The sequence below is a fragment of the Streptomyces sp. NPDC054840 genome, from assembly GCF_053611065.1.
The window spans coordinates 1-24,652 of sequence record NZ_JBSGZP010000007.1 but is presented as its reverse complement, the minus strand read 5'-3'; the positions used below and the strand labels follow the sequence as shown (position 1 = coordinate 24,652).

General features: G+C 70.3%; 23 protein-coding genes and 2 pseudogenes. 13 read left to right on the top strand and 12 right to left on the bottom strand.

The window, feature by feature from the left end; translation table 11 throughout:
- Positions 1–8: 8 nt before the first annotated feature.
- Positions 9–710, bottom strand: coding sequence for a DUF4190 domain-containing protein (locus ACWGIU_RS01450; protein ID WP_453701666.1), 702 nt, complete (start codon positions 708–710; stop codon positions 9–11).
- A gap of 111 nt (positions 711–821) precedes the next feature.
- Between ACWGIU_RS01450 and ACWGIU_RS01445 the strand changes: the two genes are divergently transcribed.
- The 3 genes and pseudogenes from ACWGIU_RS01445 to ACWGIU_RS01435 all read left to right on the top strand — a co-directional run.
- Complete coding sequence (locus tag ACWGIU_RS01445; protein ID WP_453701665.1) at positions 822–1,847, top strand: adenosine deaminase; 1,026 nt, start codon at positions 822–824, stop codon at positions 1,845–1,847.
- 36 nt (positions 1,848–1,883) lie between these two features.
- Positions 1,884–2,573: a glycerophosphodiester phosphodiesterase gene (locus ACWGIU_RS01440; RefSeq protein ID WP_453701664.1), complete on the top strand. Its 690-nt coding sequence runs from the start codon at positions 1,884–1,886 to the stop codon at positions 2,571–2,573.
- Between the two features lie 257 nt (positions 2,574–2,830).
- Positions 2,831–2,998 (top strand): annotated as a pseudogene (locus ACWGIU_RS01435) (response regulator transcription factor); the annotation flags it as partial.
- A 4-nt stretch (positions 2,999–3,002) separates the two neighbouring features.
- Here ACWGIU_RS01435 and ACWGIU_RS01430 read toward each other — a convergent pair.
- The 3 genes and pseudogenes from ACWGIU_RS01430 to ACWGIU_RS01420 form a co-directional block, all read right to left on the bottom strand.
- Complete coding sequence (locus ACWGIU_RS01430; RefSeq protein WP_453701663.1) at positions 3,003–3,467, bottom strand: hypothetical protein; 465 nt, start codon at positions 3,465–3,467, stop codon at positions 3,003–3,005.
- Positions 3,468–3,541: 74 nt separating this feature from the next.
- Positions 3,542–4,248 (bottom strand): annotated as a pseudogene (locus ACWGIU_RS01425) (hypothetical protein).
- A gap of 48 nt (positions 4,249–4,296) precedes the next feature.
- Complete coding sequence (locus ACWGIU_RS01420; protein ID WP_453701662.1) at positions 4,297–5,736, bottom strand: gamma-aminobutyraldehyde dehydrogenase; 1,440 nt, start codon at positions 5,734–5,736, stop codon at positions 4,297–4,299.
- 168 nt (positions 5,737–5,904) lie between these two features.
- On the opposite strand from ACWGIU_RS01420, the gene ACWGIU_RS01415 reads away from it, so the two are divergent.
- From ACWGIU_RS01415 to ACWGIU_RS01370, 10 genes are all read left to right on the top strand, one after another.
- Complete coding sequence (locus tag ACWGIU_RS01415) at positions 5,905–6,408, top strand: Lrp/AsnC family transcriptional regulator (RefSeq protein ID WP_007266859.1); 504 nt, start codon at positions 5,905–5,907, stop codon at positions 6,406–6,408.
- 3 nt (positions 6,409–6,411) lie between these two features.
- Positions 6,412–7,773, top strand: coding sequence for an aspartate aminotransferase family protein (locus ACWGIU_RS01410; protein ID WP_453701661.1), 1,362 nt, complete (start codon positions 6,412–6,414; stop codon positions 7,771–7,773).
- A gap of 183 nt (positions 7,774–7,956) precedes the next feature.
- The gene (locus tag ACWGIU_RS01405; RefSeq protein WP_453701660.1) at positions 7,957–8,709 is read left to right on the top strand and encodes an ABC transporter ATP-binding protein; all 753 of its coding nucleotides are present in this window, start codon (positions 7,957–7,959) and stop codon (positions 8,707–8,709) included.
- The gene (locus tag ACWGIU_RS01400) at positions 8,691–9,764 is read left to right on the top strand and encodes a hypothetical protein (protein WP_453701659.1); all 1,074 of its coding nucleotides are present in this window, start codon (positions 8,691–8,693) and stop codon (positions 9,762–9,764) included. The genes ACWGIU_RS01405 and ACWGIU_RS01400 overlap by 19 nt, the downstream gene beginning before the upstream one ends.
- 26 nt (positions 9,765–9,790) lie before the next feature.
- The gene (locus ACWGIU_RS01395; RefSeq protein WP_453701658.1) at positions 9,791–10,882 is read left to right on the top strand and encodes an LOG family protein; all 1,092 of its coding nucleotides are present in this window, start codon (positions 9,791–9,793) and stop codon (positions 10,880–10,882) included.
- A 79-nt stretch (positions 10,883–10,961) separates the two neighbouring features.
- Entirely contained in the window at positions 10,962–11,867 is a 906-nt protein-coding gene (locus ACWGIU_RS01390) for a hypothetical protein (RefSeq protein ID WP_453701657.1), read from the top strand.
- 100 nt (positions 11,868–11,967) lie between these two features.
- Positions 11,968–12,609, top strand: a complete 642-nt coding sequence (locus tag ACWGIU_RS01385) for a hypothetical protein (RefSeq protein WP_453701656.1) — start codon at positions 11,968–11,970, stop codon at positions 12,607–12,609.
- 119 nt (positions 12,610–12,728) lie between these two features.
- Positions 12,729–12,992, top strand: coding sequence for a ferredoxin (locus ACWGIU_RS01380; protein ID WP_453701655.1), 264 nt, complete (start codon positions 12,729–12,731; stop codon positions 12,990–12,992).
- Positions 12,989–14,389: an NAD(P)/FAD-dependent oxidoreductase gene (locus ACWGIU_RS01375; protein WP_453701654.1), complete on the top strand. Its 1,401-nt coding sequence runs from the start codon at positions 12,989–12,991 to the stop codon at positions 14,387–14,389. Before ACWGIU_RS01380 ends, ACWGIU_RS01375 begins: the two co-directional genes overlap by 4 nt.
- Positions 14,390–14,462: 73 nt before the next feature.
- Positions 14,463–15,710, top strand: a complete 1,248-nt coding sequence (locus tag ACWGIU_RS01370; RefSeq protein WP_453701653.1) for a cytochrome P450 — start codon at positions 14,463–14,465, stop codon at positions 15,708–15,710.
- Here the strand turns inward: ACWGIU_RS01370 and ACWGIU_RS01365 are convergent.
- From ACWGIU_RS01365 to tsf, 8 genes are all read right to left on the bottom strand, one after another.
- Positions 15,707–16,762 carry an ABC transporter ATP-binding protein gene (locus ACWGIU_RS01365; protein ID WP_453701652.1) on the bottom strand — a complete coding sequence of 352 codons (1,056 nt, stop codon included), beginning with the start codon at positions 16,760–16,762 and terminating at the stop codon, positions 15,707–15,709. The genes ACWGIU_RS01370 and ACWGIU_RS01365 overlap by 4 nt on opposite strands.
- On the bottom strand, positions 16,762–18,378 hold the full coding sequence (locus ACWGIU_RS01360) for an ABC transporter permease (protein WP_453701676.1): 1,617 nt from the start codon (positions 18,376–18,378) through the stop codon (positions 16,762–16,764). Before ACWGIU_RS01360 ends, ACWGIU_RS01365 begins: the two co-directional genes overlap by 1 nt.
- 95 nt (positions 18,379–18,473) lie before the next feature.
- Positions 18,474–19,571, bottom strand: coding sequence for a thiamine ABC transporter substrate-binding protein (locus ACWGIU_RS01355; protein ID WP_453701651.1), 1,098 nt, complete (start codon positions 19,569–19,571; stop codon positions 18,474–18,476).
- Positions 19,572–19,824: 253 nt separating this feature from the next.
- Complete coding sequence (rlmN, locus tag ACWGIU_RS01350; RefSeq protein WP_453701650.1) at positions 19,825–20,940, bottom strand: 23S rRNA (adenine(2503)-C(2))-methyltransferase RlmN; 1,116 nt, start codon at positions 20,938–20,940, stop codon at positions 19,825–19,827.
- Positions 20,941–21,107: 167 nt separating this feature from the next.
- Positions 21,108–22,184: a phosphatidate cytidylyltransferase gene (locus tag ACWGIU_RS01345; RefSeq protein WP_453701649.1), complete on the bottom strand. Its 1,077-nt coding sequence runs from the start codon at positions 22,182–22,184 to the stop codon at positions 21,108–21,110.
- Positions 22,184–22,741 carry a ribosome recycling factor gene (frr, locus tag ACWGIU_RS01340; protein ID WP_030016386.1) on the bottom strand — a complete coding sequence of 186 codons (558 nt, stop codon included), beginning with the start codon at positions 22,739–22,741 and terminating at the stop codon, positions 22,184–22,186. The genes ACWGIU_RS01345 and frr overlap by 1 nt, the downstream gene beginning before the upstream one ends.
- A gap of 93 nt (positions 22,742–22,834) precedes the next feature.
- Positions 22,835–23,614, bottom strand: a complete 780-nt coding sequence (pyrH, locus tag ACWGIU_RS01335; RefSeq protein ID WP_453701648.1) for a UMP kinase — start codon at positions 23,612–23,614, stop codon at positions 22,835–22,837.
- A gap of 163 nt (positions 23,615–23,777) precedes the next feature.
- Entirely contained in the window at positions 23,778–24,614 is an 837-nt protein-coding gene (gene tsf / locus ACWGIU_RS01330) for a translation elongation factor Ts (RefSeq protein WP_453701647.1), read from the bottom strand.
- Positions 24,615–24,652 lie beyond the last annotated feature (38 nt).

Genomic DNA, 24,652 nt, shown 5'->3' with positions numbered 1-24,652 from the left:
CGGCCCCCTCAAACCTTCTCGCGTACCTGGGAGTTGTCATAGGGGCTGTCGTAGGGCGAGTCGTCGTCCGACCCCCGCTCCATGAAGCCGGCGAATACGATCGCGAGCATCACGGCGCCCAGCACGATGCCGATCGCGCCCAGGATGATCCCGGCGAGCGCCATCCCGCCGTTGTCCGCCTCGCCGCGGCTCGCCTTGCCGCGGCCCAGGGCGCCGAAGACGACCGCCGCTATCCCGAGCGCTATCGCGAAGAAGCTCGTGATGCAGCCGACGACCGCGAGGATCCCGAGGACGAGCGCGGTGATGCCGAAGCCGTTGCTGCGCTGCGCCCCGTAGGGCGGATACGCACCCTGGCCGGGGTACCCCTGATATCCCGGATATCCGGGATACCCCGACAGGCCGGGCTGCGCGGGGTATCCCGCGTCGCCCGGGAACCCGTAGCCGGGCTGGGCCGGATACCCGTACGCCGCGGACGCGGGCGGCCCGGTCGTCGGCATCGGGGCCGGCGTCGGCGTCGGGGCGGAAGCCGGAGCCTGCGCGGACGGGGGGAACTGGTCGCCCGGCATCCCGGCGAGCGTCGGCTGGTCGTGCACGGACGGCGGGCCCGACACGCGCGGCGTGCCCTGGCCACCCTGCGACTTGCCCAGCTCGACCGCCGGCCGCTCCGGCGGCGCCCACGGGTCTCGCGGCTCGGGACTGCTGTCGGTCATACGGCGCCCCCCTCTCGTACAGCCATGCTAAGCGCTGCCACCGACAGTCACGGGCGTGCCTACGATGAATCCCGACCTGCCCGCACCCGCGTCCTCCCGGAGGCATCCCCCATGACCGACCTGCACCCCTTCATCGCGGGGCTGCCCAAGGCCGAACTCCACGTCCACCACGTCGGCTCGGCATCCCCGCGCATCGTGGCCGAGCTCGCCTCCCGGCACCCCGACTCGAAGGTCCCCACCGACCCCGAGGCCCTCGCCGACTACTTCACCTTCACCGACTTCGCGCACTTCATCGAGGTCTACCTGTCGGTGGTCGACCTGGTCCGCACCCCGGACGACGTGCGCACCCTCACCTTCGAAGTCGCCCGCGACATGGCCCGGCAGAACATCCGTTACGCCGAGCTGACCATCACCCCGTACTCCTCCACCCGCCGCGGCATCGACGAGAAGGCCTTCATGGAGGCCATCGAGGACGCCCGCCGGGCGGCCGAGACCGAACTCGGCGTCATCCTGCGCTGGTGCTTCGACATCCCCGGCGAGGCCGGCCTGGAGGCCGCCGCCGAGACCGCCCGGCTCGCCGTCGACCTGCACCCCGAGGGCCTGGTCTCCTTCGGCCTCGGCGGCCCCGAGATCGGCGTCCCGCGCCCGCAGTTCAAGCCGTACTTCGACGCCGCCCGCGCCGCCGGTCTGCGCAGCGTCCCGCACGCCGGCGAGACCACCGGCCCGGAGACGATCTGGGACGCCATCCGCGAGCTCGGCGCCGAACGCATCGGCCACGGCACCAGCGCCACCCAGGACCCGGAGCTGCTCGCGTACCTCGCCGAGCACCGGATCGCGCTGGAGGTCTGCCCGACCTCCAACATCGCCACCCGCGCGGTGACCGACCTCGACCTGCACCCCGTCAAGGAGATGGTCGCGGCGGGCGTGCTCGTCACCATCAACAGCGACGACCCGCCGATGTTCGGCTCCGACCTCAACAACGAGTACGCGGTGGCAGCCCGCCTCCTCGACCTCGACGAGAGCGGGCTCGCGCAGCTCGCCAAGAACGCCGTCGAGGCCTCCTTCCTGGACCCGGCCGGCAAGGCGAAGCTGAACGCGGAGATCGACACGTACACCGCCGAATGGCTCGCGCGCTGACACCTCCCCGGCAACTGCGCACCTGAGAATGGGGACATGAGCTCTCTGACTGCCGTCGGCCACCGCGGCGATCCCTACCGTGTCCGTGAGAACACCCTGGCCTCGATCCGGTCCGCCTTCGCGCGCGGGGCGGACGCCGTCGAGATCGACGTACGGCTGACCCGGGACGGAGTGCCGGTCCTGCTCCACGACGAGACGCTCCAGCGGCTGTGGGGCCACGACGTACGCCTCGACGACGTCACGGCCCCACAGCTGCAGGCGCTGACACTGGGTGGAGTCCCCACCCTGCGCGACGCCCTGACGACCGCCGGGGCGGGCCGGCTGATGCTCGACCTCCCCGCCGCGACACCCGAAGCGGTACGCATCGTCGTGGGCGAGGTCCGCGAGTGCGGGGCGCGCGAACGCACCTACTACTGCGCGGGGCCGAACACGATGCTGGCGGTCCGCGCCGCCGACCCGGCCGCGGAGATCGCGCTGACCTGGACCTCGCTCTCGCCGCCGCGGCGGTCGCTGATCGACGCCATGGCGCCACGCTGGCTCAACTACCGCTTCGGGCTGGTGAGCCGGGAGCTGGTGGACGCGCTCCACCGGGACGGTCTGCTGGTGGCCGCCTGGACCGCCGACACCAAGCGGACGATGAAGGGCCTCGTCACGGCGGGGGTCGACTCGATCACCACGAACCGGCTGGACACGCTGGCGGCCGTACGGGCCGGCCTCGGGTGGTGATACGGGCCCTCCGGGAGGGGATCCGCGGCGCCGATCCGCGGTGGCAGGACCTGGGCCTGACCCTGCTCGTGCAGCCGTCACCGTGACGGTCACGGACGACGGCCGGGGGCCCGCCGGCGCCTCGGGCGGGCACGGGCTGATCGGCATCCGCGAGCGGGCGGCGGCCCACGGCGGAACTGCCGAGTGCGGCCCGGGCCCGGACGGGGTCGGGTACGCGGTGCGGGTGTCCATGCAACCTCGCCGCTCGGGATGGGGAATTGACGATCCGTGTGGTGGTGGCCGATGACCAGGAGCTGGTGCGCAGCGGCTTCGCCATGATCCTGGACGTCCAGGAGGACATCGAGGTCGTGGCGGAGGTGGGGGACGGCGCGGCGGCGGCGGAGGCGGTGGCCCGGCTCGCTCCGGATGTGGCGCTGCTGGACGTAGGCATCAGGCCGGCATCGCTTCGAGGCGCTTGATCATGCGGCGGAGCACCAGCAGGGGGATCACCCCGAAGACGCCGAACGACATGTCGATGACACTCCACCAGAAGGGGATTCCCCGGATCGGGCCGCATATCAGGGCCAGCGGTATCACTCCGGCGCAGGCGATCATGCCGGCCTCGACGATCCAGATGTTGCGGACCGGGTCGCGGTGGACCCCGTAGAAGAAGACGGCGATGACGAGGTGGGCGAAGGCGAGCCAGTCGGTTCCGTAGAGGAGGAAGGGGTGGTCGGCGTCGGCCCGCTCCAGTCCGTCGCCCACCCGTCGCAGCCACTCGTGGTCGATCAGGGCATTGGCCCAGCGGAGCTCGCTGACCAGGGGGAAGGCCGTCAGGCCGCTGAGCACCAGGCAGATCAGGAACAGGGTCAACCAGGCACGGATCCGCCGCTGAAGGGCGCTTCTCTCGCTCATGAAAGGAAGCCTACGCCCATTTCTGAACACGTTCAGCCAAATTGCTGAACGCGTTCAATCTCGGGCCGAGCCGGTCAGAGTCCGACGATCGCGTTCCAGCGCTTGGCGAGGGACCGGCGCTCGGCCGAGGAGATGCCCCGGGCCACGACCAGCCGCTTGCGCATGTCGTCGTCCGGGAAGATCAGCGGGTTCTCGGCGAGTTCGGCGGTCTCCTGGTCGTCGGAGGCGGCCAGGACCTCCCGGGCGGCCGGGACGGGGCAGACGTAGTTGACCGAGGCGGCGAGGGAAGCGGCCACCTCGGGGGCGTAGTAGTGGTCGATGAGGGCTTCGGCATTGGCTTTGTGGGTGCCCAGCCCAGGTGGACGAAGCGGGCGGCCATCCAGTCGCTGACCACGATCAGGTCGTGGCCGGTCTCCTGCCGGTTCATCAGGGCGGGACTCACCTTGCCGAAGAACTCGTCGTTGTCGTTGATCTCCTCGGTGCACCGGACCTCGATACCGGTCTGCTCCGCGAAGGCCTCCAGCGTCGGGCGGCGCTCCTCGTCCTCCTCGTCGGTGTCGATGTAGAACGGCCAGTTGGAGAAGGCGACGCTGCGGTCCCGCTCGGAACGGTCCGGACCCTCGCGCCCTTCCTCGGGAACCTAGGCGGCGGGCACGCCGCAGCCGGCGAGGGCCGCCGCCAGGCCCGCGGCACCGAGGCCGTACAGCGCAGAACGGCGGGAGAAGGCGAGTTCAGGCTTGGGCACAGCCTCGGGGAACGCCGGGGGGCGGGCAATAGACATGTTGTCTACTGCCCGCCCCGTCAACGCTGTGCTGTATCGATGCGTCGATCAGCCGTCGAGCGAGGTCATCACGTGCTTGATGCGCGTGTAGTCCTCGAAGCCGTAGGCGGAGAGGTCCTTGCCGTAGCCGGACTTCTTGAAGCCACCGTGCGGCATCTCGGCGACGAGCGGAATGTGGGTGTTGATCCACACGCAGCCGAAGTCGAGGTTCTTGGACATCCGCATCGCGCGGCCGTGGTCCTTGGTCCACACGGAGGAGGCGAGGGCGAACTCGACGCCGTTCGCGTACTCCAGGGCCTGACCCTCGTTCGTGAAGGACTGGACGGTGATGACGGGGCCGAAGACCTCGTTCTGGATGATCTCGTCGTCCTGCTTGAGGCCGGAGACCACGGTCGGGGCGTAGAAGTAGCCCTTCTCGCCGACCTGGTGGCCACCCGCCTCGACCTTGGCGTGGGCGGGAAGGCGCTCGATGAAGCCCGCGACCTGCTTGAGCTGGTTCGGGTTGTTCAGCGGGCCGTACAGCACGTCCTCGTCGTCCGGCTGGCCGGTCTTCGTGTCCGCGGCGGCCTTGGCGAGTGCGGCCACGAACTCGTCGTGGATCGACTCGTGCACGAGCACGCGGGTGGCGGCGGTGCAGTCCTGGCCCGCGTTGAAGTAGCCGGCGACAGCGATGTCCTCGACGGCCTTGGCGATGTCGGCGTCCTCGAAGACCACGACCGGGGCCTTGCCGCCGAGCTCCAGGTGGACGCGCTTGACGTCCTTGGAGGCGCTCTCGGCGACCTGCATGCCCGCGCGCACCGAGCCGGTGATGGAGGCCATCGCCGGGGTGGAGTGCTCGACCATGGCCTTTCCGGTCTCGCGGTCACCGCAGATGACGTTGAAGACACCCTTGGGCAGCACCGAGTCGATGATCTCCGCCATCAGCACGGTGGAGGCCGGAGTGGTGTCCGAGGGCTTGAGCACGACGGTGTTGCCCGCCGCGATGGCCGGGGCGAACTTCCACACGGCCATCATCATCGGGTAGTTCCACGGCGCGACCTGGGCGCAGACGCCGACCGGCTCACGGCGGATGATCGAGGTCATCCCCTCCATGTACTCGCCGGCCGAGCGGCCCTCCAGAAGCCGTGCGGCACCCGCGAAGAAGCGGATCTGGTCCACCATCGGGGGCAGCTCCTCGCTGGCCGTGAGGGCCAGCGGCTTGCCGGTGTTCTCCGACTCGGCGGCGACGAGCTCGTCCGCGCGCGCCTCGAACGCGTCCGCGATCTTCAGCAGGGCCTTCTGACGCTCCGCGGGGGTGGTGTCGCGCCAGCCCGGGAAGGCGGCCGCGGCGGCGGCCATGGCGGCGTCCACATCGGCCTGGCCCGAGAGCGGGGCGGTGGCGTACACCTCGCCGGTGGCCGGGTTCACCACCTCGGTGGTCCGCCCGTCGGCGGCGTCCTTGAACTCCCCGCCGATGTAGTTGCGCAGACGACGCAGTTCGGTGGTCACTACAGCCACACTCCTGATCACATGTCCAATGGTTGAGACGATTACCAAGCCTAGCCTCTCGGCGGAGGCTTTCGACAGACCCAGCCGCCACCACCTACGAAATCAGTGAGATCCGAGTCCTCAAACAACGGATTTCATCGATTCAGTCTTGCGGAACAGACGACCCTCGTGCACAGTGAGGTCGTGGTCAGTCGAAGCGCAGATTCCAGGAACAGACAACCGTCCCCTTCGGTCGATGCTGTGTCCCTGGCGATCATCGAGCAACTGCAGGAGGACGGTCGCCGTCCCTATGCGTCGATCGGCAAGGCCGTAGGCCTCTCCGAGGCGGCCGTGCGCCAGCGGGTGCAGAAACTGCTCGACCAGGGAGTCATGCAGATCGTCGCCGTCACCGACCCGCTCACCGTGGGCCTGCGACGCCAGGCAATGGTCGGCATCAACGTCGAGGGCGACCTCGACCCGGTGGCCGACGCGCTGACCGCCATGGCCGAGTGCGAATACGTGGTCATGACCGCAGGGTCCTTCGACCTGATGGTGGAGATCGTCTGCGAGGACGACGACCACCTGCTCGAAACCATCAACAAGAAGATCCGCACGCTCCCCGGCGTGCGATCCACCGAAAGCTTCGTTTATCTGAAGCTGAAGAAGCAGACCTACATGTGGGGAACTCGATAGCCCGTGAGCCAGGACCTCTCCAAGACCGCGTACGACCACCTGTGGATGCACTTCACCCGCATGTCTTCGTACGAGAACTCCCCCGTCCCCACCATCGTGCGTGGTGAGGGCACCTATATCTGGGACGACAAGGGCAAGCGCTACCTCGACGGGCTCGCCGGCCTCTTCGTGGTCAACGCCGGTCACGGCCGCAAGGAACTGGCCGAGGTCGCCTACAAGCAGGCTCAGGAACTCGCCTTCTTCCCGATCTGGTCGTACGCGCACCCCAAGGCCGTCGAGCTCGCCGAGCGCCTCGCCCACTACGCCCCGGGCGACCTGAACAAGGTCTTCTTCACCACCGGTGGCGGCGAAGCCGTCGAGACCGCGTGGAAGCTCGCCAAGCAGTATTTCAAGCTCCAGGGCAAGCACACCAAGTACAAGGTCATCTCGCGTGCGGTCGCCTACCACGGCACCCCGCAGGGCGCCCTGTCGATCACCGGCCTGCCGGCCCTGAAGGCCCCCTTCGAGCCGCTGGTCCCCGGCGCGCACAAGGTGCCGAACACCAACATCTACCGCGCCCCCATCTACGGCGACGACCCCGAGGCCTACGGCCGCTGGTGCGCCGACCAGATCGAGCAGGAGATCCTCTTCGAGGGCGCCGACACCGTCGCCGCCGTCTTCCTGGAACCGGTGCAGAACGCCGGCGGCTGCTTCCCGCCGCCGCCCGGGTACTTCCAGCGGGTCCGCGAGATCTGCGACGAGTACGACGTCCTGCTCGTCTCCGACGAGACGATCTGCGCGTTCGGCCGTCTGGGCACGATGTTCGCCTGCGACAAGTTCGACTACGTGCCGGACATGATCACCTGCGCCAAGGGTATGACCTCGGGCTACTCCCCGATCGGCGCCTGCATCATCTCCGACCGCCTCGCGGAGCCCTTCTACAAGGGCGACAACACCTTCCTGCACGGCTACACCTTCGGCGGCCACCCGGTCTCCTCGGCGGTGGCCCTGGCCAACCTCGACATCTTCGACAAGGAGGGCCTCAACCAGCACGTGCTGGACCACGAGGACGCCTTCTTCTCGACCCTGAAGAAGCTGCACGACCTGCCCATCGTCGGCGACGTCCGCGGCAACGGCTTCTTCTACGGCATCGAGCTCGTCAAGGACAAGAACACCAAGGAGTCCTTCACGGACGAGGAGACCGAGCGCGTGCTCTACGGCTTCCTCTCCAAGGCGCTCTTCGAGAACGGCCTCTACTGCCGGGCCGACGACCGCGGTGACCCGGTCATCCAGCTCGCGCCGCCGCTGATCGCCGACCAGGGCACCTTCGACGAGATCGAAGGCATCCTGCGCTCGGTGCTCACCGAGGCGTGGACCAAGCTGTAACCGGGCCTCGGACCGCCCGGACTTCAGCAGTCCGAACCCGGCCCGGATCCTCCGTTCGAGTGAGAACGCGGGGGTCCGGGCCGTGTGCTGTCACCATCCAAGACGTTCATCTCTTTACATCTCAGTGCGGCGCCAGTGACTTGGACCGGCTCCGCTTCGTTCCCTCGGACGGAGGTGTAAGCCATGGTGGCTCCGCCGGACAATGCCCCGCCTGACAATGACGTCCTGTGGGCTCGGTCCCTTCACTACTCCCACGACGGCTCCCCCGCTCTCGTCGAGATCTCCGTCGGTGTCCGCCAGGGCGAGATCCTCGCGCTGACCGGTCCCCACGGCAGCGGCAAGACCACCCTGCTCCGCTGCCTGTCCGGGCAGCTGCCACCCCAGCAGGGAGAGATCTGGTTCAACAGCCTCCCCGTGCACACCATGGGCGCGCTCATCCGCGAACGGCTGCGCCGCGACCGGTTCGGCTGGATCGGCCCCGAGCCCCAGCTGCTGCCCGAGCTGAAGGTCTGGGAGAACGCCGCCCTGCCCCTGCTGCTCGCCGGGGCCTCCCACCGCAGCGCCCGCAAGGCCGCCTGCGAATGGCTGGACCGCCTCGACATCGCCGGCCTCGCCCGCAAGCGCCCCGGCGCCCTGAGCCGTGCCGAGTCCCAGCGGGTCGCGCTCGCACGGGCCCTGGCCAACGAGCCCGCGGTGATCTTCGCCGACGAGCCCACCGCTCCTCTGCACCGCCCCGAGCGGGCCCTGCTGCTCCGTACGCTGACCACCGCGGCCCGCTCCCACGACATCACCGTGCTGCTGGCCACCGACGACGAGGCCACCGCGGCCGTCGCGGACCGCCGGATCGCCCTGCTCGACGGCCGCCTCGCGGGTGCTGCCGCCTCCCCCGTCGCCGACACCCCGGAGGACCAGGCCGCGTGCTCGCTCTCCGCCTAGCCCGCGGTTCCCGTCCGCTCGTCCAGCTGCGGCGGCTCCTCGTCGCCGCGGCCTCGGCCGGAACCGGTTTCCTGCTCCTCTATGTACTCGCCGAGGCCGTGGCCCGGCCCGCCGGATCGTTCCCTCGCCTGCTGTGGGCCCTGATCCCGCTGGCCGTCACGGTCCACTTCGCCGTCGTCGTGGCCCGGGCCGACCCCGCGACCCAGCCCCGCGAGGGGCTCGACGCCGCCGGGCTGGGACCCGTCCGCCTCATGCTGGTCGCCGCCATCTCCACCGCCGTCGCCTGCGCCCTGGGCAGCGCCCTGGCCCTGGCCGTCTTCCTCCACCTGCGCGGGGAACTGGCCGGGTTGCCGTTCGACGGGACGGGGGCCGCGCTGCTCCACGCGGACCAGCCGCTGCCGGTGGCCGCCGCCCTCACCCTGCTGGCCCTGATCCCACTGACCGCCGCGGCCGCCACCGCCCTCGCCCTTCGCCCGCACCCACCGCTGGCCCCCCAGACCGGACTGCCCTGGGGCATCGCGCTGACCGCCTGCGGGTTCGCGGCCTCGGCCTACGCGGGCCGGGGCGACACGGGGATGCTCATCGGCTGGTCGCTGACCGCGGTCGGGCTCGCCCTCGCCGGACCGGGGCTCGCGTACGCGTGCGGGAGCCTCGTCCAGGCCGTGCGCCCGGGAGCGCTGCGGCTGCTGGCCGGGCGGACCCTCCAGGAGGAGGCCCCCCGGATCGGCCCGCCCTTGGGAGTGCTCTGCTCGGTGGCCGCCGGCGCCCTGACCGCGTTCGCGCTGCGCGACCGGGGCGGGCTGCCCGTCCCGCTGGGCCCGCTGACCTGGCCGGCCGTCGCCCTGGTGGCCCTGTGCGCCGCCGCGACCCTTCTCACATCCGTGGTGGAGGTCCGCCGGAGCCGGGAGCCCGGCCGCAGGGCCCTGCTCGACCTGGGCGCACCCTCCAACGTCCTGCGCACCGCCGCGAGTCTGCGGGCCACCGCGCTCCTGGCCCTGTGCGTACCGCTCAGCTGGGGTGTGGCGCAGCTGACGTCGCTGGCACTGACCCGCTGACACGAGCAGCCCTTAGGGTGGGCCGAATGGTCAACCCGGACATCGAGATCGAGACGCTCGCCGAATTCGATCAGGTCGCGGCGCGCGGCTCGCTCAGCGGCTACCGGATCCAGTCGGTCAACCTGCTGGATCGGACCTTCGCGCTGCTCGCCGCCGACACCTCGATGGCCGTGTTCCTGGGTTGCGCGATGGAGCCCGACGCGGCGGCGAAGGTCCGCGCCGACGGCGCGCTGGTCTTCCCTCCCGTACCGGACCTGCCGTTCAACCCGTACCGGGGTCTGCTCTACACGCCGGAGGAGCTCTTCGCCGGGCTGCCCGACGGGTACGAGGCCACCTTGGACGCCGGGGCGTACTCCTGGTTCCAGGAGACGAAGTCCGACGGCGACGTCTTCTCCTCGATGCTCCGTTCCGTCCATGACGACGCCATCTCCGACGCCCTCGACGAGCACCTCGCCGGTGCCCGGGTCGTGGGCGTGATGGGCGGCCACGCGATGGCCCGCGGCAATACGCGGTACCGCGGTGCGGCCGAGCTGGGCCGGGCGCTGACCCGGTCCGGGCTGACGGTGGCCACCGGCGGCGGCCCCGGTGCGATGGAGGCCGCCAACCTCGGCGCCTATCTGGCACCGGCCCCGGACGAGGCCCTCGCGGAAGCCCTGGAGGTGCTGGCCAAGGCGCCCTCCTTCGCGCCGTCGGTGTCCGAGTGGGCGGGCGCGGCCTTCGCCGTACGCGAGCGCTTCCCCGTCGGCGGGGACTCGGTGGGCATCCCGACCTGGTTCTACGGGCACGAGCCGCCGAACGCCTTCGCGGGGCACATCGCGAAGTACTTCGCGAACGCCACCCGTGAGGACGGTCTGCTGGCCCGCTGCCACGCGGGCGTGGTCTTCCTTCCCGGCGCGGCGGGCACGGTCCAGGAGATCTTCGACAACGCCACGCCGAACTACTACGAGTCCCGGGGCGAGCCTGCCCCGATGATCCTGGTCGGCCGCACCCACTGGACCGAGCACCTCCCCGCCTGGCCCCTGCTCCAGGCACTGGCACGCGGCCGTGCGATGGAGTCCCGGATCGCGCTCGTCGACTCGGTGGGCGAGGTCCCGGACGTCCTCGCGTCGATGAGCTGAGCCCGGGAAGCAACTTTCCGGCCCGTTCTCACGTCTGGCAGAGGTACGCGAAACCTGCCAGACGTGAACGGAGCCCTTGGTGCTCATAGGCCTGCTGACCGCTGTCGCGGCGTCCATCTGCTACGGCACGGGGTCCGTGCTGCAAGCCGTCGGCTCGCGCCGCGCCGCACGCATGTCCCCGACCGCCGCCGGGGTGACCGCCCACGGCGGCCCCAATCTGTCGTCCACCGCGAAAGCGGCGATGACCTGGGAATTCATCGTCGGCACCATTTTGGACTTCGTGGGCTTCGGGCTCGGGGCCCTGGCCGCCCGCCTGCTGCCCCTCTTCCTCTCCCAGACGGTCATCAGCGCCAATCTGGTGATCACGGCCGTGCTGAGCGTGAAGATGCTCGGCATCCGGCTGAGCCGGAAAGAATGGACCTCGATCGGGGTCGTCTGCACCGCGCTGGTGCTGCTGGCCACGGCCGCGGGGCACGAGGGCGGCCACCACGCCCCGATGTCCACCCACTGGTGGCTGCTGGGGATCACCCTGCTGCTGATGGTGGGCGGCACCGTGGCCGTACGCCTGCTCGGCGGCGGCGCCGCGATCCTGGCGGGCCTGCTGTCGGGTCTCGGCTTCGGCGCGCTCGGCGTCGGCGTCCGGATCCTGAACGGCGTGGACCCGTTCGACCTCACCACCCTCCTCACCGACCCGGCCCTCTACGCCATCCTGGTGGCGGGCATCGGCGGCATGTACCTGCACACGGTCGCCCTCCAGATCGGCTCGGTGAACGGCGCCACGGCTGCCCTGGTGGTCGGCGAGACGGTCCTCCCGGGCGCGATCGGCGTCCTGTGGCTCGGTGACGCCTCCCGCCCCGGACTGGCCTGGCTCGCGGTGCTCGGCTTCGTCATGGCCGTCGCCGGAGCTGTGGCGGTCGCCTGGTACGGCAAGCACGAAGGGGCCGACGAAGGAGCCGCGGACCCGGTGCCGGAACCGGTCGGCTGACCCACCGGCCGGCCGGGCCCCCTCACCCGGTCGGCCGCCTCCCGGTGGTGGCGCGGCCGTGACTGCCGCTTGCTGGACCAGGGGAGAGAGTGAGGGGTCCGTGAGTTACACGACCGATCGGCTCGATACGCCACGCGCAGCCGGGATGGCCGGAATCGCCTTCGCCCTGCTCCTCGGGGCGGCGACCGTCCTGATGCGGATCGCCGTCCCGTCGGGCAGCGCCGCGGATGCGCCCGTCGACCCGGACAAGCGCTGGGCGGTCCAAGTGGCGCTGGAGATCGTGCCCTTCGCGGGCATCTTCTTCCTCTGGTTCATGGGCGCCCTGCGCGCTCACACGGGTCCGGCCGAGGACCGCTTCGTCGCCACCGTGTTCCTCGGCAGCGGATTCGTCTTCGTGGCCACCTTGTTCGCCTCCGCCGCGGCGGCGGGCACGGTACTGGCCGAGGGCACGCCCTCCAATTTCGGCCGCCACTACGCCTACACCCTCCTCGCGACGTACGCCATGCGGATGGCGGCCGTCTTCGTCCTCGCGACCTCGACCATCGGGCGGATGCTCGGCGTCTTCCCGCGGCCGCTGGTCCTGCTGGGCACCGTCGTCGGCCTGGTCCTGCTCGTGGCCGGTTCCGGAGTGCCCTGGTCCGAGCTGGTGTTCCCGGGCTGGGCGCTGATCCTCAGCCTGTACGTCCTGCGGGCCCGGCGCGGCACCGCCCGCCGGGCTCCGACCTCCACAGATCCGCCCTGACCTGGGGATCGCTACTCCGGCAGGCGCCCTGTGGGTGCCGCATGCATGCTGGTGGGAAGGGGAGGAACCGGGGTTCCGGGGGTGACGGGGAGGGACGGCCAAGGAAAGGCAGAACCGTCATGAGGCTTGTCGTCGACCTCAACCGCTGCCAGGGATACGCCCAGTGCGCCTTCCTCGCTCCCGATGTCTTCTCCATGCACGGCGACGAGTCGCTGCTCTACAACCCGCAGGCGGATCCGGCGCAGCGTGAGGACGTCCTGCGTGCCGTGGCCGCCTGTCCGGTGCAGGCCATCCTCCTGGAGATCACGGACGAGGACATGGCCACCATGGTGACTCCGGATGCCGCGACCGGCGCCGGATCTCGTTCCGGAGGCGCGCGGTGACCGCAGGAACACACGACGGATCCCTGGAGCGCCTCAAGCGCGAGGGCCGCATCGTTGTCGTCGGCGCTTCGCTGGCCGGTCTGCGGGCCGCCGAAACCATGCGTGAGAAGGGCTTCGCCGGTTCGCTGACGATGATCGGCGACGAACCGTACGAGCCGTACGACCGGCCTCCGCTGTCCAAGCAGGTCCTGCTGGGCAATGCGGTCGCCGACCACACGGCGCTCCCCCGCCGCCGGGCCATCGACGCCGACTGGCGCCTCGGGGTCGCGGCCACGGGCCTGGACATGGCCGCCCGCCGGGTCAGGCTCGGCAACGGCGACGAGGTCGAGTACGACCGGCTGCTGATCGCCACCGGCGTACGGGCCCGGCCGTGGCCCAACCCGGAGGAAGGCGCCCTCAAGGGTGTCTTCGTGCTGCGCACCCGCGACGACGGCGAAGGGCTGCAGCGGGCCCTGGCCGCCGATCCCCGCCGGGTGCTGGTCATCGGAGCCGGGTTCACCGGGTCCGAGATCGCCTCCGCGTGCCGGGAGCGCGGCCTGGACGTCACCGTCGCCGAGCGGGGCGATGCGCCGCTGGTCGGTGCGCTCGGCGGGGTGATCGGCGCGGTGGCGGCCGAGATGCACCGCGAGAACGGCGTCGACCTGCGGACCGGGGTCATGGTGACCTCCCTCGAGGGCGACTCCTCCGGGCAGGTCCGCGCCGCGCACCTCTCCGACGGGTCGACCATCGAGGCGGACGTGGTGGTCGTCTCCCTCGGCGCGCAGCGCAACACCGAGTGGCTGGCCGGCTCAGGGCTGGGCGCGGGTCCGCGGGGCATCGCCTGCGACGCGGGCTGCCGGGCCTTCGACATCCGGGGCATCGTCACCGATGACATCTATGTGGCGGGTGACGTGGCCCGTTCTCCACACGCCCTGTTCGGTTACCAGTTCCTCTCGCTGGAGCACTGGGGCAATGCCGTCGCACAGGCCGACACCGCCGCGCACAACATGCTGAGCGAGAGCATCGACCGGCGTCCCCACCTGTGGGTTCCGGCGTTCTGGTCCTCGCAGTTCGGCGTGAACATCAAGTCGGTCGGGGTACCCCCGATGGGCACCGAGCTCCTCATCACGCAGGGTTCGCTCGCCGAGCGCCGGTTCGCGGCCGTGTACGGGTACCAGGGGCGCATGATCGCCGCCGTCACCTTCGACAACTGCCGCTGGCTCCCGTTCTACGAGCAGCAGATCGAGTCCACCGCGCCGTTCCCGCCACCGTTCTCCACTGTGGACCGCAGGTCCGACGGAACCAAGCCGCTGCCGGCCGACTTCCCCGACCCGTCGGTCCCGACCCACGGGCCGACCATCACGCTGAGCGGCTACTCGCCGGCCGACCGGAAGATGACTTTCACCCCCGGCCGATGACCTTCGTCCCCGCGCACCACCGGCCGCGCCGCGACCGCACCGCGCCCTCCCCCGAGGATCACGAGGACCTGCCATGACACAAGCCATCCTGCGGGAGATCATCGCCTACGCGAACCGCGCGAATCCGTACCCGCTGTACGAGGAGCTCCGCAAGACCCCGGTGTCCCAGGACGGGGACGGCCCGTACGTCGTCAGCACGTACTACGAGATCCACAGCCTCCTGCACGACCCGCGGATCAGCTCCGACGCCAAGAACCTGAAGGCGACCGGCGACGACCCGCTGGGAGGCGGGTCCGACGAGGAGGGGACGACTCTGCCCCCGTCGTTCCTCAAGCTCGACCCGCCCGACCATGACCGTCTGCGGCGGATGACGAACCGGCCGTTCGGCCCCCCGCACGCCCCCCACCGGGTCTACGACATGCGCGACGAGCTGAGCGGGCTCGTCTCCGGGCTGATCGACGGCATCGTGGAGACCGGACAGCTGGACCGGATCGACCTGGTCGACCAGTTCGCGTACCCCTTCCCGGTCACGGTCATCTGCAGGCTCCTCGGTGTGCCCCGCGAGGACGAGCCGCGCTTCCACGTGTGGGCGGAGACCCTGGCCGCCAGCCTGGACCCCGATCCGGACGCCGACCCCACGCAGCACGGCAAGGGCGCGATGGACGCCCGTATGGAGCTGGGCATGTACCTGGCCGGGCTGATCGAGGAGCGCCGCAAGAAGCCGGGCGACGACATGCTGTCGCAGCTGGCGACGGCCGACGGCCCGGACGGGGCGATGACCACCATGGAGGCGCTCAGCACCTCCGCGCTGCTGCTGATCGCGGGTCACGAGACCACGGTCAACCTCATCACCAACGGCATGCTGACGCTGCTGCGCCACCCGGAGGTCCTCGCGCGGCTGCGCGACGACCCGGACCTGGCCGTTCCGATCGTCGAGGAGCTGCTGCGCTACGAGCCGCCCGTGCAGCTGCTGCCCCAGCGCACCACCCTCTCCGACATCGAGGTCGCCGGGGTCACCATCCCCAAGGGCGCGTCCCTGTGGCTGATGCTGGCCTCCGGGAACCGGGACCCGAAGCGCTTCGAGGACCCGGACCGGTTCGACCCGGACCGCAAGGACGTCCAGCACCTCGGCCTCGGCAGCGGGATCCACAGCTGCTTCGGGGCGCCGCTGGCCCGTCAGGAGGCCCAGCTGGCGCTCAGCGAGCTGGCCCGTCGGCTGGAGAATCCGCGGCTGCTGGAGGACCCGCCCCAGTACCGTCAGAACGCGGTCCTGCGCGGCCCGCGCCACCTGCCGATCGCCTGCGACGGCATCCGTCCCTAGGCCCTGACACCACGGGCCGCGGGCTCCTCGGGCAGCACGACCACCTCGGCGGGGGCGAAGGTCACCGCGACCCGGTCCCCCACGGCCGGCGCCCCCGCCAGCCCGCACTCGGCCTCCAGCACCGGCCCCGCCTCCGGCCGCAGCCGCAGCGCGACGTGCGTACCGCGGAAGGTACGGGACAGCACCTCGCATCGAAGGCCAGCCGCGCAGAGCACGACACCGGCCGGGCGGATCAGCAGCCTCTGCTCCCCCTCCGGGGAGCCGGCCGGTACCGGGACCTTGCCCCATGCGGTGGCGGCATCGTTGCCCGAGACCACAGCCGGGACCACGTTCTCGAAGCCGAGGAAGCGCGCCACGAACTCCGAGGCGGGCCGCTGCCACACCTCCAGGGGGGTCCCGGCCTGCGCGATCCGGCCGTCCCGCATGACCACCACCCGGTCGGCCAGGGCGAAGGCCTCGCCCTGGTCGTGCGTGACGGCCAGCACGGTCGTGCCCAGCCGGGAGAACAGCCCCCGCAGCTCCACCACGAGCCGCTCGCGCAGCCCCCGGTCGAGCTGCCCCAGCGGTTCGTCGAGCATCAGCAGCCGCGGTGACGGGGCCAGCGCCCGGGCCAGCGCGACGCGCTGCTGCTCGCCCCCGGACAGGGAGGCCACGGCCCGGGCCTCGGCCCCCGGGAGCCCGACCAGTTCCAGCAGTCGCGCGACCCGGTCCGCGGACGAGGCCCGTCCGGCTCCCCGCATCCGCAGCCCGAAGGAGACGTTCGACCCGACGTCGCGGTGCGGGAAGAGCTGGTGGTCCTGGAACATCAGGCCCACGCCCCGCCGGTGCACGGGGACGCCTGCCTGGTCGGCCCCGCCGAGCAGCACCCGGCCGGCGGACATCTGCTGGAGTCCGGCGACGACCCGCAGCAGCGTGGACTTGCCGCTGCCGCTCGGTCCCAGGACGCACACGACCTCGTGCTCGGCGACCGTGAGGTCCACGCCGTCCAGGGCGTACTTGGCCGCGCGCTCACCGAAGCGGACCGACACCCCCTCCAGCTGAAGCAGTGTCATCAGAACTCTCCGGAGGTCTTGTCGGGCCGCAGTCGCTCCAGCAGCAGCAGGGACACCGCGCACACCAGCATCAGAATCGTGCTCAGGGCCATCGCCTGCCCGTAGTTCAGTTCTCCGGCCCGCCCCAGCAGCCGCGCCACGGCGACCGGTAGCGTCGGCCGGTCCGCCCGCGCGATGAAAACGGTCGCGCCGAACTCCCCAAGGGATACGGCGAAGGCGAACCCGGCCGCGATCAGCAGCGCCCGCCGCACCAGCGGAAGGTCCACCTCCCGCCAGGCCCGGAAGGGCGAGGCGCCGAGCACCGCGGCGGCCTCGCGCAACCGCCCGTCCACCGCGCGCAGCACCGGCAGCATGGTCCGTACGACGAAGGGCACACCCACCAGGGCCTGCGCCAGCGGCACCAGGATCCAGGAGGTCCGCAGGTCCAGCGGCGGCTCGTCCAGGGTGATCAGGAAGCCGAAGCCCACGGTCACCGCGGACACCCCGAGCGGCAGCATCAGCAACGCGTCGAAGCCGCGTACGAAGCTGCCCCCGCGCCGGGTGAGCGCCGCGGTCGCGAGCCCCCCGACGACCAGGGCGATCGCGGTGGCGGCGAGCGCGTACTGCAGGGAGTTCCAGATCGCCTCCAGCGGCGCCACCAGGAAGGTCCCGCCGCCGGCGCCCGCGTCCTGCAGGGCCCGGTAGTAGCCGAGGCCGTAGCCGCCGGGGGTGTCGAACGACCGCTCGACCAGCACGCCCAGCGGCAGCACGATCAGCAGCGCGACGGTGAGCAGCACTCCGGCCAGCAGCGTGCGCTGCGCCCAGCCTCGCGGCCGGTGGGCGGTGCGGCCCGGGTCCACCAGCCGCAGCGCGGTCTCGCGCTTGCGCACGGTCCAGGCGTGCACGGCGAGGATCGCGCCGATCGCGGCGAACTGCACCATCGTCAGGACGGCCGCCGTCGGCAGGTCCAGGAGCTGCGCGGTCTGCCGGTAGACCTCCACCTCCAGGGTGGAGTAGGCGGGTCCGCCCAGGATCAGTACGACACCGAAGGAGCTGAAGGTGAACAGGAACACCATCAGCGAGGCGGCTGCCACCGCCGGGACGAGCGCGGGCAGCGTCACCCGTCGCCAGGCGGTGAACCGCCCGGCGCCCAGTACCCGGGCGGCCTCCTCCTGACGCGGATCCAGCTGGGCCCACAGCCCGCCGACCGTGCGGACCACGACGGCGTAGTTGAAGAAGACGTGCGCGAGCAGGATCGCCCAGACGGTGGTGTCGAGCCGGACTCCCACCCGTTCGTCCAGCAGGCCGCCCCGCCCCAGCAGTGCGAGGAAGGCGGTGCCGACCACCACGGTCGGCAGCACGAAGGGCACGGTCACCACGGCGCGCAGCAGCTGCTTGCCCGGGAACTCGAAGCGCGCGAAGACGTACGCGGCGGGGAGGGCGATCAGCAGGGTGAGCAGGGTGGAGGCGACCGCCTGCCAGGTGGTGAACCACAGTACGTCGGCGATGTCGGGCCGGGCCGGCACCTCCGCGAACCGGCCGAACTGCCACCCCTCGTCGGTCTTCAGGCCGCGCGCGACGATCGCGGCGACGGGGTAGGCGAAGAAGAGCCCGAAGAAGGCGAGGGGGACGGCCATCAGGGCGAGCCGTACAGCGGTCGCCCGCGCCCCCCCGCGGGGGCCGGAGCCCGGCGCGGCGCCCCCCGACGCCACGCCCGGATCCTTGATACCGCTTACTTCACGACGAGCGCGGTCCATGCCTTGACCCACTGCTCACGGTTCTTGGCGATGGTCTCGGGAGCCACGTTCTCGGGCTTCTCCACCACCACACCGTGCTTGGTGAACAGCTCCGGCAGGGCGGCGTCCTTCGTCACAGGGTTCACGAACATCTGGAGCGGCATGTCCTCCTGGAACTTCTTGCCCACCAGGAAGTCCACGAGGGCCTTGCCGCCCTCCTCGTTCTTGGCACCCTTGAGCAGACCCGCGAACTCGATCTGGCGGAAGCAGGTGCCGGTGGAGACGCCCGTGGGGGCCTCGGCCGGCTGGGGCTCGCCGTACAGGACCTCGACCGGCGGGCTGGAGGCGTAGGAGACGACCAGCGGGCGGTCGCCCTTGGCCTTCTTGCCGCCCACTGAACCGGAGAAGCGCTCGTTGTAGGCCTGCTCCCAGCCGTCGACGACCTCGACGCCGTTGGCCTTCAGCTTGCTCCAGTAGTCCTTCCAGCCGTCCTCGCCGTACTTGCCGACGGAGGCGAGCAGGAAGCCGAGGCCCGGCGAAGAGGTCGCGGCGTTCTCGGTGACCAGCAGGTTCTTGTACTCCGGCTTGGTCAGGTCGTCCAGCGTCTGCGGCGGGGCGATCTTCTTCTCGGCGAAGTAGGCCTTGTCGTAGTTGACGCAGATGTCACCGGAGTCGATCGGAGTGACCCGGTGCTCCTTGTCGAGCACGTACTCGGGCTTCACCTCGGCGAGGCCCTTGGCCTCGTACGGGGTGAAGATGCCGTTGTCGAGGGCACGCGACAGGAGCGTGTTGTCCACGCCGAAGAAGACGTCACCGCGCGGGGAGCCCTTGGTGAGGATCTCCTGGTTCAGCGCCGCGCCCGCGTCCCCGGACTTCAGTACCTTGACCGTGTAACCGCTCTGCTGCTCGAATTCCTTGAGGACCGATTCGGTCACGTTGAAGGAGTCGTGGGAGACGAGCGTGACGGTCTTGGACTTCGGGGCGTCGCTCGCGCCGGTCTTGTCCTTCGCGTCGCCGCCGCCGCAGGCGCTGAGCGTGGTGACGCCCAGCGCGGCCGCGAGCGCGGCGCCCGCGATCTTCTTGGTGGTGCTCATTGGTGAATTCCTCCTGGGATGTCCAGGAGAAGACGCGGCCCTGCCCGGCGCTGTGCGAGAGCGGACGCCGGGCAGGGCGCAACAGCAAGAGTGGTGACCGAACTTCCTACCCCGAATGACCGGGGCGAGGTTCAGAGGGTCTGCGGATGACGGATACCGCACTCTCAGCGCTGTGGCGCTCCCCTGTCGGAATATGAAATTGGTTCGGCCACAGGGTACCCCGTGGCCGAATCGCATCGAACAAGAGTGGAATTCAGCGCTCCGAGGCGGCCAGCTGGCCGCACGCGCCGTCGATCTCCTGGCCCCGGGTGTCCCGTACGGTCACCGGCACACCGTGGCGGGCGATGGCCTCCACGAAGGCCTTCTCGTCCTCGGGCCGCGAGGCGGTCCACTTGGAGCCCGGCGTCGGGTTGAGCGGGATCAGGTTGACGTGTACCCGCTTGCCCTTGAGCAGCTTGCCCAGGAGGTCACCGCGCCAGGCCTGGTCGTTGATGTCGCGGATCAGGGCGTACTCGATGGAGATCCGGCGGCCGGACTTCTCGGCGTACTCCCAGGCCGCGCCGAGCACCTCGCGGACGTTCCAGCGGGTGTTCACGGGGACGAGGGTGTCGCGCAGCTCGTCGTCGGGCGCGTGCAGCGAGACGGCGAGGCGGCACTTGAAGCCCTCGTCGGCGAAGCGCAGCATGGCCGGGACGAGGCCGACGGTGGAGACGGTGATACCGCGCTGCGACAGACCGAGGCCGTCGGGCTCCGGGTCGGTGAGCCGGCGGATGGCGCCGACCACGCGGTTGTAGTTCGCGAGGGGCTCGCCCATGCCCATGAAAACGATGTTCGACAGCCGGGCCGGTCCGCCGGGGACCTCGCCGTCGCGCAGCGAGCGCATGCCGTCGACGATCTGGTGCACGATCTCGGCGGTGGACAGGTTGCGGTCCAGGCCCGCCTGGCCGGTGGCACAGAAGGGACAGTTCATGCCGCAGCCGGCCTGCGAGGAGATGCACATGGTGACCCGGTCGGGGTAGCGCATGAGCACGGACTCGACGAGCGTGCCGTCGTGCAGCTTCCACAGGGTCTTGCGGGTGGTGTCGTCGTCGCACGAGATGTGCCGGATGACGCTCATCAGGTCCGGCAGCAGTTCCTGCTGGAGCTTCTCCCGCGAGCCGGCCGGGATGTCGGTCCACTCGGCCGGGTCGTGCGCGTACCGGGCGAAGTAGTGCTGCGAGAGCTGCTTGGCCCGGAAGGGCTTCTCGCCGATCGCGGCGACCGCCTCACGGCGCTCGGCCGGGGTCAGGTCGGCGAGGTGCCGGGGCGGCTTCTTGGCCCCGCGGGGGGCGACGAAAGTAAGCTCACCCGGGACAGGACGGGGGGCCATGAGTGGTACTCCTCAAGTCTGACGAACCCTAGGCGGGCGATCTCCGCACACGGGCGGAGTCGACGTGATGGCACGCCCGGTGCCCGGAGAGCTCACGGGTCCATCCCGTAGAAACGGGAAAGCGCACCACTTGTGAGTGGCGCGCTTTCCAGGATAACCCGGACGGGTCAGCCGGTGCCGACGAAGGCTGCCAGCAGCAGCCACACCACGGGGGCCGTCGGAAGCAGGGAGTCCAGCCGGTCCATGATGCCGCCGTGGCCCGGCAGCAGGGTGCCCATGTCCTTGATCCCGAGGTCCCGCTTGATCATCGACTCGCCCAGGTCGCCCAGGGTGGCGCTGACCGCGACCGCGAGGCCCAGCAGCAGGCCCTGCCACCAGGAGCCGCCGTCGATCAGGAACTCCATGCACAGCGCGCCGGCCGCCATCGCGAAGGCCACCGCGCCGAACAGTCCCTCGCGGGTCTTGCCGGGGCTGATACGCGGCGCGAGCTTGGTCTTGCCGAAGCGCCAGCCGACCGCGTAGGCCCCCGTGTCGCTGACCACGGTCAGGAGCAGGAAGGTGATCACGCGCTGAGGACCGTCGTCGGCGGTGAGCAGCATCGCGACGAAGGTGGCCAGGAAGGGCACGTAGAACGCCGCGAAGGCGCCCGCCGTGACGTCCCTCAGATAGTCCTCGGGCGGCTCGGTCATCCGCCACACCAGGACCGCCAGCACGGTCAGGGCCATGGCGACCCAGGCGCCCTCGGCCCCCCGGACGTATCCGGCGATGACCATGGCGGCGCCGCCGACCGCGAGCGGGACCAGCGGGGCCTTGATGCCCTTCTGCTCCTGCAGCCGGGAGGTGAGCTCCCACAGGCCGACGACGACCGCGACGACGACGACACCGACGAAGACGGCCTTGACGATCAGCAGCGAGGCGAAGATCACCGCGCCGAGACCCACGCCCACACCTATGGCGGCACGCAGATCCCGGCCCGCGCGCTTCTTCGGCGGCGGGGGCGAGGCGTCCTGCGGCTGCTGGGCATGCGGGGGCGGGGGGCTGGGCATGGGCTCCTGCGGCGGCGTATCGGCACGGAAGAGGGGGCCACTGTCGGCGGTGACCCCCCGATCGCGTGCTTCCCGGTCGTCGAAGTCACGGCCGGCGGCATCGGGCACGATGGGCATGGGCCGAGTGTGCGGGCCCACCTGCGCATCGTATGCGGGACCCGCCGGAACCGGCTCCGGCTGCCAGGAAGAGTCGTTCATCAGACTTCGAGGAGCTCGGCTTCCTTGTGCTTCAGGAGCTCGTCCACCTGCGCGACGTACTTCGCGGTGGTGTCGTCGAGCTCCTTCTCCGCGCGGCGCACCTCGTCCTCGCCGGCCTCCTTGTCCTTGACCAGCTTGTCAAGGGCGTCCTTGGCCTTGCGGCGGACGGCGCGGAGCGAGATCTTCGAGTCCTCGGCCTTGGTGCGCGCGACCTTGATGTACTCCTTGCGGCGGTCCTGCGTCAGCTCGGGGAAGGTCACCCGGATGATGCTGCCGTCGTTGCTCGGGTTGACACCGAGGTCGGAGTCGCGGATGGCCTGTTCGATGTTGCGCAGGGCGCTCTTGTCGAACGGGGTCACGATCGCCATGCGCGGCTCGGGCACCGAGAAGGAGGCGAGCTGGTTGATGGGCGTGATGGCGCCGTAGTACTCCGCCACGATCTTGTTGAACATCGCCGGGTGCGCACGGCCGGTGCGAATCGCGGCGAAGTCTTCCTTGGCGACGACGACGGCCTTTTCCATCTTCTCCTCGGCCTCGAGGAGGATCTCTTCGGTCACCACGTGCTCCTGCATGTCAGAAATGGATGGTTCAGGCGGGCGGGCGGGGCCGGCGAGCCGACCTGCGGCTCGCTCGGTCCGGCAGCGGACTGCTCAGGCCCGGGTTTCCTGGTCGCTCACGAGCGTGCCGATCTTCTCACCCTTGACGGCGCGGGCGATATTGCCCTCGGCGAGGAGCTCGAAAACGAGGATCGGCAGCTTGTTGTCGCGGCAGAGCGTGATCGCGGTGGCGTCGGCGACCTTGAGGTCGCGGGAGAGGACCTCGCTGTACTCCAGCGCGTCGAACTTCACCGCGTCCGGGTTCTTCTTCGGGTCGGAGTCGTAGACGCCGTCGACACCGTTCTTGCCCATGAGCAGGGCCTCGGCATCGATCTCCAGGGCGCGCTGGGCGGCCGTGGTGTCGGTGGAGAAGTAGGGCATGCCCATGCCGGCGCCGAAGATGACGACGCGGCCCTTCTCCAGGTGCCGCACGGCACGCAGCGGGATGTACGGCTCCGCGACCTGACCCATCGTGATGGCGGTCTGGACGCGGGAGTCGATGCCCTCCTTCTCAAGGAAGTCCTGGAGGGCGAGGCAGTTCATGACGGTACCGAGCATGCCCATGTAGTCGGACCGGGCCCGGTCCATGCCGCGCTGCTGGAGTTCGGCGCCGCGGAAGAAGTTGCCGCCGCCGATCACGACGGCGATCTCCGCGCCGTCGCGGACCACCGCGGCGATCTCACGCGCGATGGCGTGGACGATGTCGGGATCGACGCCCAGTCCTCCGCCACCGGAGAAGGCCTCGCCCGACAGCTTCAGCATGAAGCGGCGGCCCTTCTTGTCCTGGTCGCTCTTGTCGTCGGATGCGGTGTGGGGGTCCACGCCCTGATTCATGGAGATCTCCTCGTGCACATACGAAGAAGGCCATTGCCGGTGGGTCCTTGCGGTTCCCTCTACGGCAATGGCCTCCTCGTCAGATCTGCGGTCGTCTCGCGCGAGCGCGGACGACTGCCTCAGACCCTACCGGGGTCCGGTGTCCGTCGCGTACGGACGGACTTCAGATGCCGACCTTGATGCGCGCGAAGCGCACCAGGGTGACACCGGCCTCGTCCAGAACCTTCTGGACCGACTTCTTGTTGTCCAGCGCGTACGCCTGGCCAAGGAGGGTGTTCTCCTTGAAGAAGCCGTTGACGCGGCCCTCGACGATCTTCGCGATGGCAGCCTCGGGCTTGCCCTCGGCGCGGGTGACCTCTTCGGCCACACGACGCTCGGACTCGACCTTGTCGGCCGGAACGTCCTCGGCGGACAGCCACTGCGGGGCGAACGCCGCGATGTGCTGCGCGATGCCGCGGGCGACCTCGGCGTTCTCCTTGTCCAGCTCGACCAGGACGCCGATCTGGAACGGCAGGTCGGGCATGGTGCGGTGCATGTACGCCGAGACGTAACCACCGGTGAACTGCGCGAAGCGGTCCAGGACGATCTTCTCGCCGAGGTTGGCGTTGGCCTCGTCCACGAACGCCTGGACGGTCTTGCCGGGCTCGATCTCGGACGCGAGCAGCGCCTCGATGTCGGCCGGGGAGGTCGCGGCGATGTGCGCGGCGATCTCGTTGGTGACCGCCTGGAACTTGTCGCCCTTGGCGACGAAGTCCGTCTCGCACTTCAGCTCGACGAGGACACCGGAGGTGTTGTCGTCGGCGATGAGGGAGGCAACGGCACCGTTCTCGGCAGAACGGCCCTCGCGCTTGGCGACGCCCTTCTGACCCTTGATGCGGAGGGCCTCGATGGCCTTGTCGACGTCGCCGTCGGACTCGACCAGCGCGTTCTTGCAGTCCATCATGCCGACGCCGGTGAGCTCGCGGAGCTTCTTGACGTCAGCGGCGGTGTAGTTCGCCATGAGTCTGTGATTCTCTCTCGAAGTCGTAGATCTACGGG

Excerpts from the sequence above, each read along its gene's own strand:
- ACWGIU_RS01450 (WP_453701666.1), bottom strand. The coding sequence starts at position 710 with ATGACCGACAGCAGTCCCGAGCCGCGAGACCCGTGGGCGCCGCCGGAG.
- ACWGIU_RS01445 (WP_453701665.1), top strand. The coding sequence starts at position 822 with ATGACCGACCTGCACCCCTTCATCGCGGGGCTGCCCAAGGCCGAACTC.
- ACWGIU_RS01440 (WP_453701664.1), top strand. The coding sequence starts at position 1,884 with ATGAGCTCTCTGACTGCCGTCGGCCACCGCGGCGATCCCTACCGTGTC.
- ACWGIU_RS01430 (WP_453701663.1), bottom strand. The coding sequence starts at position 3,467 with ATGAGCGAGAGAAGCGCCCTTCAGCGGCGGATCCGTGCCTGGTTGACC.
- ACWGIU_RS01405 (WP_453701660.1), top strand. The coding sequence starts at position 7,957 with ATGGTGGCTCCGCCGGACAATGCCCCGCCTGACAATGACGTCCTGTGG.
- ACWGIU_RS01395 (WP_453701658.1), top strand. The coding sequence starts at position 9,791 with ATGGTCAACCCGGACATCGAGATCGAGACGCTCGCCGAATTCGATCAG.
- ACWGIU_RS01380 (WP_453701655.1), top strand. The coding sequence starts at position 12,729 with ATGAGGCTTGTCGTCGACCTCAACCGCTGCCAGGGATACGCCCAGTGC.
- ACWGIU_RS01370 (WP_453701653.1), top strand. The coding sequence starts at position 14,463 with ATGACACAAGCCATCCTGCGGGAGATCATCGCCTACGCGAACCGCGCG.
- ACWGIU_RS01365 (WP_453701652.1), bottom strand. The coding sequence starts at position 16,762 with ATGACACTGCTTCAGCTGGAGGGGGTGTCGGTCCGCTTCGGTGAGCGC.
- ACWGIU_RS01360 (WP_453701676.1), bottom strand. The coding sequence starts at position 18,378 with ATGGCCGTCCCCCTCGCCTTCTTCGGGCTCTTCTTCGCCTACCCCGTC.
- ACWGIU_RS01355 (WP_453701651.1), bottom strand. The coding sequence starts at position 19,571 with ATGAGCACCACCAAGAAGATCGCGGGCGCCGCGCTCGCGGCCGCGCTG.
- rlmN (WP_453701650.1), bottom strand. The coding sequence starts at position 20,940 with ATGGCCCCCCGTCCTGTCCCGGGTGAGCTTACTTTCGTCGCCCCCCGC.
- ACWGIU_RS01345 (WP_453701649.1), bottom strand. The coding sequence starts at position 22,184 with ATGAACGACTCTTCCTGGCAGCCGGAGCCGGTTCCGGCGGGTCCCGCA.
- pyrH (WP_453701648.1), bottom strand. The coding sequence starts at position 23,614 with ATGAATCAGGGCGTGGACCCCCACACCGCATCCGACGACAAGAGCGAC.
- tsf (WP_453701647.1), bottom strand. The coding sequence starts at position 24,614 with ATGGCGAACTACACCGCCGCTGACGTCAAGAAGCTCCGCGAGCTCACC.